At 73.8% G+C, this 9575-nt stretch carries 8 protein-coding genes and 1 pseudogene; 5 read left to right on the plus strand and 4 right to left on the minus strand.

Features of this window, described 5'->3' with window-relative positions; translation table 11 throughout:
- Window positions 1-55: 55 nt before the first annotated feature.
- A complete protein-coding gene (locus tag FGF04_RS19920; protein ID WP_149512680.1) occupies window positions 56-1213 on the minus strand; it encodes a PP2C family protein-serine/threonine phosphatase in 1158 nt (385 codons plus the stop codon).
- Window positions 1214-1446: 233 nt separating this feature from the next.
- Between FGF04_RS19920 and FGF04_RS19925 the strand changes: the two genes are divergently transcribed.
- The 3 genes from FGF04_RS19925 (at window position 1447) to FGF04_RS19935 (ending at window position 4350) form a co-directional block, all read left to right on the plus strand.
- The gene (locus FGF04_RS19925; protein WP_149512681.1) at window positions 1447-2487 is read left to right on the plus strand and encodes an ATP-binding cassette domain-containing protein; all 1041 of its coding nucleotides are present in this window, start codon (window positions 1447-1449) and stop codon (window positions 2485-2487) included.
- Window positions 2484-3344, plus strand: coding sequence for an ABC transporter permease (locus tag FGF04_RS19930; RefSeq protein ID WP_149512682.1), 861 nt, complete (start codon window positions 2484-2486; stop codon window positions 3342-3344). The genes FGF04_RS19925 and FGF04_RS19930 overlap by 4 nt, the downstream gene beginning before the upstream one ends.
- Window positions 3345-3465: 121 nt before the next feature.
- On the plus strand, window positions 3466-4350 hold the full coding sequence (locus tag FGF04_RS19935) for a hypothetical protein (protein ID WP_235882415.1): 885 nt from the start codon (window positions 3466-3468) through the stop codon (window positions 4348-4350).
- Here the strand turns inward: FGF04_RS19935 and FGF04_RS19940 are convergent.
- Window positions 4265-5599: an aminotransferase-like domain-containing protein gene (locus FGF04_RS19940; RefSeq protein ID WP_149512683.1), complete on the minus strand. Its 1335-nt coding sequence runs from the start codon at window positions 5597-5599 to the stop codon at window positions 4265-4267. The genes FGF04_RS19935 and FGF04_RS19940 overlap by 86 nt on opposite strands.
- A 113-nt stretch (window positions 5600-5712) precedes the next feature.
- On the opposite strand from FGF04_RS19940, the gene FGF04_RS19945 reads away from it, so the two are divergent.
- On the plus strand, window positions 5713-6489 hold the full coding sequence (locus tag FGF04_RS19945; RefSeq protein ID WP_149512684.1) for an alpha/beta fold hydrolase: 777 nt from the start codon (window positions 5713-5715) through the stop codon (window positions 6487-6489).
- A 204-nt stretch (window positions 6490-6693) separates the two neighbouring features.
- Window positions 6694-7767, plus strand: a complete 1074-nt coding sequence (locus FGF04_RS19950; RefSeq protein ID WP_149512685.1) for an endonuclease/exonuclease/phosphatase family protein — start codon at window positions 6694-6696, stop codon at window positions 7765-7767.
- 132 nt (window positions 7768-7899) lie between these two features.
- On the opposite strand, the pseudogene FGF04_RS19955 reads toward FGF04_RS19950, so the two are convergent.
- Both FGF04_RS19955 and FGF04_RS19960 read right to left on the minus strand, forming a co-directional pair.
- A pseudogene (locus FGF04_RS19955) lies at window positions 7900-8379 on the minus strand (CE1759 family FMN reductase); the annotation flags it as partial.
- The gene (locus tag FGF04_RS19960) at window positions 8376-9500 is read right to left on the minus strand and encodes an LLM class flavin-dependent oxidoreductase (protein ID WP_149512686.1); all 1125 of its coding nucleotides are present in this window, start codon (window positions 9498-9500) and stop codon (window positions 8376-8378) included. The gene FGF04_RS19960 and the pseudogene FGF04_RS19955, both read right to left, overlap by 4 nt.
- Window positions 9501-9575: the final 75 nt, after the last annotated feature.

A 9575-nucleotide genomic window follows, 5' to 3' on the forward strand; every position in this document is an offset into this window, starting at 1 on the left:
GGGTGACACGGAGACGGTACGGGGGCGGTACGGGAGGGGAGGTGCCGTTTCGCCCCTACGTCCGCACCTGCCGTACGGCGAAGACCGTCGTGTCGTCCCCCAGCCGGCCGGCGCTGTGGCGCAGGGTGCCGTCGCGGACCAGTTCGACGAGGGCGCGGGGGCGGGCGGCGCCGGGATCGGTGGAGACGGCGAGGGCGACGCGGGCGTACAGCGGGAAGAAGGTGCCGTCGGCGTCGCGGGCCTCGGTGACGCCGTCCGTGACGAGGAGCAGGGTCTCGTCGGGCCCGAAGGGCACCCGGCGGACCGGCGGGAGCGCCGCTTCCGGTCCGGTCAGGGCGGCCAGGCCGAGCGGCAGGCCGTCGCCGGGCGGCAGGGGGCGCACCCCGGACGGCCCGGCGATCAGTGGGGGCTCGTGCCCGAAGTTGACGACCTCGATGTGGCCGGCGGGGGCGCCGGGCGGCGGGAACGCGACCAGGACCGCGGTCGCGAAGCGTTCCACGCCGCGTTCCGGTGCGCCGCCGAGGTCCCTCACGTACCGGCGGTGCCGCCCCATCCGCACCTCCAGCCGTTCGGCGACGACGGCGAGGGACGCCTCGTGGTACGCCGCCTCCCGGAACGCGCCGAGCAGCGCGGCGGCCGCGTCGACCGCGGGCAGGCCCTTGCCCTGGACGTCCCCGAGCAGGACGCGGGTGCCGTGGGGACCCGGCTGGATGTCGTAGAAGTCGCCGCCGACGCGGGCCTCGCTGTCGGCGGCGAGGTAGACGGCCGCGTGCTCCAGGCCTCCCCAGGGGGTGGGCAGCGGACGCAGGACGGTACGGCGCGTGGTGTCGGCGACGTCGCGCATGTGCAGCATCCGCCGCTCCTCGCGTACGCGTACGGCGCAGGCCGCGGTCGCGAGCGCCCCGCCCACGGCGACGAGGATGAAGTCGGGCAGGCCGGTCTGGTCCTGGTGCGGCCAGGCGGTGTCGACCTCGATGTAGGTGACGAGGGCGAGGACGGCGAGGGCGGCGGTGGCCTTCACCCCGCAGACGGCCGCGGCGATGCCGGGCACCAGGACGATCCAGGAGATGATCCTGAACTCGCCGGAGGTGTTGCTGTCGGTCACGGCGATCGCGACGAGCAGGAGCAGCGGGGGCACCCAGGCGATGCTGCGTCCGCGGACGCGGAGCAGTTGCCGCCGCTGGGCAGGCGTACGCCGATCCGCACCGCTCACCCGCCCAGCGAATCATGCGTCCCGCGGGCCCGCATCTGCGGGACCGGCGGGCCGCACGCGTGGGCTGCGCCCGGCTGGTTCGTCGGGTGCGGCCCGGTGGGGGCTGATCGCGCAGTTCCCCGCGCCCCTGAAAAGCGCCCCTCGAACCCGACCCCGGTCACCGATGAGTTTCCGCGCCCCCGCGGGTCTGCACCTTCACACACGTCAAGAACGACGCGGATGGGCGGACCGACATGACGAGCAGCAACCGCACCGGCCGATGGACCGGGCCGGCCATCGAGACCGCGGGCCTGGTGAAGACCTTCGGGGACACCCGCGCGGTCGACGGGGTGGACCTGCGCATCGAGGCGGGCACGGTCTACGGCCTCCTCGGCCCGAACGGCGCAGGCAAGACCACGACCGTCCGCATGCTGGCCACCCTGCTGCGCCCCGACGGCGGCGAGGCCCACGTCTTCGGCCACGACGTCGTGCGCGAGGCGGACGCGGTACGCGCCAGGGTGAGCCTCACCGGCCAGTACGCCTCGGTGGACGAGGACCTGACCGGCACCGAGAACCTCGTGCTGCTGGCCCGCCTGACGGGCCACGCCAAGAAGGCCTCGTACGACCGCGCGGCCCAGCTCCTGGACGCCTTCGGCCTGACGGAGGCGGCCGGCCGCCAGGTGAAGAACTACTCCGGCGGCATGCGGCGCCGCATCGACATCGCCGCCTCCATCCTCAACACCCCGGACCTGCTGTTCCTGGACGAGCCGACGACCGGCCTCGACCCGCGCAGCCGCAACCAGGTCTGGGAGATCGTGCGGGCGGTCGTCGCCCAGGGCACGACGGTCCTGCTGACGACCCAGTACCTGGACGAGGCCGACCAGCTGGCGGCCCGGATCGCCGTCGTCGACAAGGGCCGGGTCATCGCCGAGGGCACCAAGGGCGAGCTGAAGGCGTCCGTGGGCGCGGGGGCCGTGCACGTACGGCTGCGCGACGCGGACCGGCGCCCGGACGCCGAGCGGCTGCTGCGGCAGGCCCTCGGCGCGGACGTCCAGCTGGAACCGGACCCGGTGGCCCTGACGGCCCGGGTCGGCAACGGCTCGCCGGACGGCGCCGCCGCGGCCGAGAAGGCCTCCCGCGCCCTCGCCGAGCTGGCCCGCGCGGGCATCACCGTCGACGACTTCTCCCTGGGCCAGCCCAGCCTCGACGAGGTGTTCCTGGCCCTCACCGGCACGTCCGACCACCCGCAGTCCCCGCCCCGGGGCGGGACCCTGAAGGAAGAGGCCACGGCATGAGCACCGCGACCCAGCCCACCGGCGCCACGGACGGCGCGGACCTCGCGCCGGTCCGCGCCGACAGCCTCGCCGCGATCCTGGTCTCCGGCGAGCGCCCCCCGCGCCCGAACGCCCTGCAGGCGTCCCTCACCTTCGGCTGGCGGGCGGTCCTGAAGATCAAGCACGTACCGGAGCAGCTCTTCGACGTGACGGCGTTCCCGATCATGCTGGTGCTGATGTACACGTACCTGTTCGGGGGCGCGCTCGCCGGCTCCCCGCGGGAGTACATCCAGTACCTGCTGCCCGGCATCCTCGTGATGTCGGTCGTCATGATCACGATGTACACGGGCGTCTCGGTCAACGTCGACATCGCCAAGGGCGTCTTCGACCGCTTCCGCTCGCTGCCCATCTGGCGTCCCTCGACCCTGGTCGGCTACCTGCTCGGGGACGCCCTGCGCTACACGATCGCGTCGGTCGTGATGCTGACGGTCGGCATGGTCATGGGCTTCCGGCCGGACGGCGGCGTCCAGGGCGTGGTGGCGGGCGTCCTGCTGCTGATCGTGTTCTCGTTCGCCTTCTCCTGGGTGTGGACGATGTTCGGCCTGCTGCTGCGCACGGAGAAGTCGGTCATGGGAGTGAGCATGATGATCCTGTTCCCGCTGACCTTCCTGAGCGACATCTTCGTCCGCCCCGAGACGATGCCGGGCTGGCTGCAGGCGTTCGTCAACAACAACCCGGTCACCCACCTCGCCTCGGCGGTCCGCGGCCTGATGGACGGCTCCTGGCCGGCCGCGCAGATCGCCTGGTCGCTGGGGTGGGCCGGTCTGCTGATCGTGGTCTTCGGCCCGGTGACGATGCGGCTCTACAACCGGAAGTGACCCCGCCGGTCCTCCTGGAGGAGGCCGCCCGGTCCCCCGGAAGAACGCAATCCGCGTCCGGATGCAGCACCCCGGCCGTGCCCCGATGGCGACGGGCGCGGCCGGGGTCCTTCCTTGAGGGGTGCGGAAAGTCCTCTCGGCGCTGCTGATCGTGCTCGCCTGCGTCCTCGTGCCGCCGGCCGGCCTGTCGGCGTGGGCGCGGTACGAGATCGGCGACACCGGGCGGTACGTCGCGACGATGGCACCGCTCGCCGAGGGCCCCGACGTGCAGGGCGCCATCGCGGACACCGTCACCGACGGGATCATGAGCGAGGTCGAGGTGGGACCGCTGGAGGCGGAGGTCCGCGCGTACGTCCACCGGGCGGTGCGGTCCTTCACCGGTACGGAGGCCTTCCGCGCCGCCTGGAACACCGCGAACCGCGCCGCCCACGACGCCGTCCTGCGGGCCCTGCACGACGACCGCGCGGACGCCGTCACACTCGACCTGGCCCCGGTCACCGCCCGGTTGAGGACGCGGCTCGCCGACGACCGCGTGCCCATGGCGGACCGCATCCCCGTCGCCCACACCGAGGTCACGGTCCTGCGCGCCCAGGAACTGGGCTCCCTGCGGAAGGGTTTCCACGTGCTGGAGATCGCGGGCCCGTGGTGCCCCCTGGCGGCGGTCGTCCTGGCCGTCGGCGGCATCCTCCTCGCCGTACGCCGCCGCCGTGCCGTCACCGCCACGGCCCTCGGCATGGCACTGGGCGCCGCCCTGCTGGCCCTGGCCACGGCCGCGGCCCGCGCCCTGACGCTCGAAAACCTCCCCGAGCACGTCTCCCGCGCGGCGGCGGGCGCGGTCTACGACGCGCTCACCGAGACCCTGCGCACGGCCACCTGGTCCATCCTCGCCCTCGGCCTCACGGTGGCCCTCGCGACCTGGCTCACGGACCGTCGCGCACGACGTCGCGCAGGGTCCGCAGGGCCCGTCCCAGTACCGGCAGCGGAACCGACGCGAGCCCGAGCCTGACGGCGTCCGGCGCGCCCCGCGGACCGACGGCGAAGGCGGCTCCGGGGGTGACGGCGATGCCGCGCGCGGCGGCGGCCGCCGTGAAGGTGTCCGCGCGCCAGGGCGCGGGCAGCTCCCACCAGGCGTGGTACGCGTTCGGGTCGGCCCGTACCGTGAACGGGTCGAGCAGCTCCGCGACGACGCGCTGGCGCCGGGCCGCGTCCGCCCGCTTCTGCGCGACGAGCCGCTCGACGGTCCCGTTGCGGATCCACGCCGTGCCCGCCTCCAGCGCGAACCGCCCGGCCGTCCACCCGCCCGAGCGCAGCGCCGCGGCCACCGCCTCCACCCGGTCGCCGGGCACGGCGAGGAAGCCGACGGTCAGTCCGGGCGCGACGCGCTTCGACAGCCCGTCGACGACGTGGACGCGCTCGGGCGCGTACGCGGCGAACGGCACGCCCCCCTCGTGCAGGAAGGACCAGATGCGGTCCTCCACCACGGGCAGGTCCGTCTCCCGCACCACGGCGGCCAGTTCGCGCTTGCGCGCGTCACCGGCCGTCACCCCGGTGGGGTTGTGCAGCGTCGGCTGGACGTACAGGGCGGAGAGCGGGGCGGTGCGGTGGGCGGCAGCGACGGCGTCGGGCCGCAGCCCCCGCCCGTCCGTGGCGAGCGGCACGAGCGTGCAGCCGATGCGCGCCGCGATCTCCTTGACCAGCGGATACGTCAGCTCCTCCACGCCGACCCGCCCGCCGGGGCGTACCAGCGAGGCGAGGACGCCCGCGACGGCCTGCCGGGCGTTGCCCGCGAAGAGGAGCTGCCCGGGGTCCGGCCGCCAGCCGCCCGCGGCCAGCAGCCCGGCGACGGCCTCGCGCGCGGCGGCGGTCCCGGTGGGCGGGACGGCACGGGTCGCCTCGGCCAGTACGTCGGACCGCAGCAGGGGTGCGAGCCCTTCCGCCAGCAGCTCCGACTGGCCTTCCACGGACGGGTAGTTGAGCTCCAGGTCGACGGTCGTCTCGTGGTCCTGGCCGTGCGCGGCCTCGGCAAGGGACCGGCCCGAGGGCGCCGGGGCGGCCCGTACGTAGGTGCCGCGCCCGACCTCGCCCACGACGAGGCCGCGCCGCACCAGTTCGCCGTACACCCGCCCGGCCGTGGACCCCGCGATGCGCCGCCGCCGGGCGAACACCCGCTGCGGGGGCAGCCGTTCGCCGGCCTTCAGCCGTCCCGAGTAGATCTCCTCGGCCAGCAGGTCGGCGATACGCCGGTAGTCCTCCACGGTCACCCCTTCCGATGTGCCCGAGACTGCGCGTTCCCGCGGATTGCACCGAGGGCAAAGATGCTCTTGCACCTTATTGCACCGAGGAGTTGCCGCGACCTAGGGTCCGTCCCATGGCACCCTTCCTCGCGTACGAGGACAAAGGCCCGCAGAACGCCACGGCGCTGCCCCTTGTCCTGATCCACGGCCACCCCTTCGACCGCACGATGTGGGCGCCCCAGACGGCGGCCTTCTCGGCGGAGCGCCGGGTGATCGTCCCGGACCTGCGCGGCTACGGCGCCTCGCCGGTGGTCCCCGGGATCACCCCGCTCTCCGTCTTCGCCCAGGACGTGGCCGACCTCCTCGACGAACTCCGGGTACCCGCATGCGTCCTCGGCGGACTGTCGATGGGCGGCCAGATCGCCATGGAGTTCCTCCGCCTGTTCCCCGGGCGCGTACGGGGGCTGCTCCTGGCGGACACCTCCCCGGCGGCGGAGACGCCCGCGGGGAAGGCGGCCCGCGCCGCGGCGGCCGACCGGCTGCTGCGCGAGGGGATGGGCGGGTACGCCGACGAGGTCCTGTACGGGATGGTGGCGCCGTACGCCCGCCCGGAGGTGGCGGCGCACGTCCACCGCATGATGGCCGGTACGCCGCCGGAGGGGGCCGCGGCGGCCCTGCGGGGGCGGGCCGAACGCCCCGACTACCGCGACCTGCTGACCCGGGTGCGCGTTCCCACGCTGGTGGTGGTGGGGGAGGACGACGGGTTCACTCCGCTGCCGGAGGCGGAGTCGATGCACGCGGGCATCCCGGGCTCGGCCCTCCACGTCGTGAAGGGCGCGGCCCACCTCCCGAACCTGGAACGCCCCGAGCCCTTCAACAAGGCCCTGGCCGAGTTGCTGGCCCGGGTCTGAAGGCCGGTTCGCCGGCTGCGGCCGCGTCGTGGCCGTTCGCGCAGTTCCCCGCGCCCTTGAAGGGGCGCCCTTCAGGGGCGCGGGGAACTGCGCGAACGGCCCCCACCGGGCCGCAGCCGGCGCTTCCGCGCAACCCCCCACGCACCATCCCCGTCTTTGAGGCAGGATCACTCCAACGAATCGGGGCCGGAGGGACAGGGAAACGTGGGCGTACGCGGCGCAACGGCTGAGCGGGGCGAGCGGGCCGCAGGCGACGACGCCCCGGCGTCCCGCCCCGCCCGCACATCGGCGGGCACCTGGTTCGCCGCCCTGCTGCTCCTCACCGTGAGCACCGTCCTCGGCTGCCGCATCGCCGACACCGACGCCGTCACCCCGGTACCACAGCTGCTCGCGTTCCTGCCCTGGCTCCTCGCCCCCACCGGCCTCGCCCTCGTGTTCGCGTTCCTGTCCCACTGGCGCATCGGACTCCTCTGGGGCGTGATCGCGCTCGGCGTGATCGCCTGGTACATCGAGCCGTACGGGAAGACGATGGAGCCCGGCGGCCTGCCGGTCGCCGAGGTCCGCGTCCTCACCGCGAACGTCGAGTTCGGCGGGGCGACGGACGGCCTGGTCGAGGCGGTCACGAAGCAGCGCCCCGACTTCGTCTTCGTCCAGGAGTGCGAGCGCAGCTGCGCCGAGCGGCTGGAACAGGCCTTCGGGAAGCGCCCGGAGAACGAGGACGGCAAGGACGGCAAGGGCGGCGAGCAGGACCGCAAGGTCGTCTACCCCTACCGGCAGGCCGTCGAGGGCACCGGTTCCGAAGGGTCCGTCATCCTCAGCCGGCACCCCCTGGAGGCCGCGAAGGGCATCCCCGCCACCATGGGCATGCCCGGCGCCGTCGCCGACGTGGACGGCTACGGGATACGCCTCCAGCTCGCCCACCCCATGCCGCCGCTCCCGTCCCACCTGGGCACCTGGCGCAAGGAGCTGTCCGCCCTGCGCGACTACGCCGCCGCGAACGTCGACCGCCCCGCGATCGTCGCCGGCGACTTCAACGCCACCCAGGACCACGCGGCCTTCCGCCGCATCCTGGACACCGGCTTCATGGACGGCGCCCGGCTCACCGGCGACACCCGCACGCCGACCTGGCCCGCGCTGACGGCCCCGGCCCTCGGCGCCCAGATCGACCACGTGCTCGTCTCGCGCGGCTTCACCGCGCACCGCACCCGGTTCCTGGACCTCGACGGCACCGACCACCGGGCGCTGGTCGTCGACCTGACCCTCAACAAGAGCGAGTGAGGACGCACCCCGTCCACAGAACGGCGTGGGCCGCACCCTCTGTGCAGGAGGGACGGCCCACGCCGGTGGGGGGTGGGGTGGTGCACCCGTGGGGGACCTGGGGCGGTCCCGGTGGGACCTGGAGCGGCTCCCGATCCGCCCGGCCAGCCCCTCCGCGCCCCAGTCCTCCGAGGCCGCGTAGACCGCCGTCGGCACGACCACCGCGCGCAGGTACGCGAACAGCGGCCGCATCGCGTGCTCCAGGACCAGCGAGTGCCGCGCGGACCCCCCGGTCGCCGCGACCAGCACCGGCTTGCCCGCCAGCGCGTCGCGGTCCAGCACGTCGAAGAACGACTTGAACAGCCCGCTGTACGAGGCGGAGAAGACCGGCGTCACGACGATCAGCCCGTCCGCGTCCGCCACGGCGGACAGCGCGGTGGCGAGCGCCGGCCCCGGGAACCCGGTGGTCAGGTGGTGCGCGATGTCGACCGCGAGGTCACGCAGCTCGACCACCTCGACCTCGGGGGCGACCCCCTCGGGGGCCCGCCCCACGACGGCCGCGGCGAGCCGGTCGCCCAGCAGCCGCGTGGACGACGGGACGCTCAGCCCCGCCGAGACGACGACGAGCTTCATGACGACGCCACCTCCTTGCCCGCGTCCGCACCGGCACCCACGGCGTCCGCCGCGGCCGCCGCGACCCGCGCCGCGTGCGTGGGCGCGTCCGGCACCCCGGCCGCCCGCCGCTTCGCGAACTCCTCGCGCAGCACCGGCACGACCTCCTCGCCCAGCAGGTCGATCTGCTCCAGCACGGTCTTCAGCGGCAGCCCGGCGTGGTCCACCAGGAACAGCTGCCGCTGGTAGTCACCGGCGTAGTCCCGGAAGGACAGGGTCTTCTCGATGACCTGCTCCGGCGTACCGACGGTGAGCGGCGTCTGGGCGGTGAAGTCCTCCAGCGAGGGCCCGTGCCCGTACACCGGCGCGTTGTCGAAGTACGGCCGGAACTCCCGCACCGCGTCCTGCGAGTTGCGCCGCATGAACACCTGCCCGCCGAGCCCGACGATCGCCTGCTCGGGCGTGCCGTGCCCGTAGTGCGCGTACCGCGACCGGTACAGCTCGATCATCTGCTTGGTGTGGTCGGCCGGCCAGAAGATGTTGTTGTGGAAGAACCCGTCGCCGTAGTACGCGGCCTGCTCGGCGATCTCCGGCGAGCGGATCGAGCCGTGCCAGACGAACGGCGGCACGCCGTCCAGCGGCCGCGGCGTCGAGGTGAACGACTGCAGCGGCGTACGGAACTTGCCCTCCCAGGTCACCACGTCCTCGCGCCACAGGCGGTACAGCAGGGCGTAGTTCTCGACGGCGAGGTTGATGCCCTGGCGGATGTCCTTGCCGAACCAGGGGTAGACCGGGCCGGTGTTGCCGCGGCCCATCATCAGGTCCACCCGGCCGTCCGCGAGGTGCTGGAGCATCGCGAAGTCCTCGGCGATCTTCACCGGGTCGTTGGTGGTGATGAGGGTCGTGGAGGTGGAGAGGATGAGGTTCTCGGTGCGGGCGGCGACCCAGCCGAGCATGGTGGTCGGCGACGACGGCACGAACGGCGGGTTGTGGTGCTCGCCGGTCGCGAAGACGTCGAGCCCGACCTCCTCGGCCTTCTGCGCGATGGCGATCATCGCCTTGATCCGCTCATGCTCGGACGGGGTCCGGCCCGTGGTGGGGTCGGGCGTGACGTCGCCGACGGTGAAGATCCCGAACTGCATGACTACCTCATCCTCCGCGGTTGTTTACGATTCAACTATACCCACGAACGACCCCGCCGCCAGGACTATTCCCCC

Source organism: Streptomyces apricus (genome assembly GCF_008369065.1).
Classification (GTDB): Bacteria; Actinomycetota; Actinomycetes; order Streptomycetales; family Streptomycetaceae; genus Streptomyces; species Streptomyces apricus.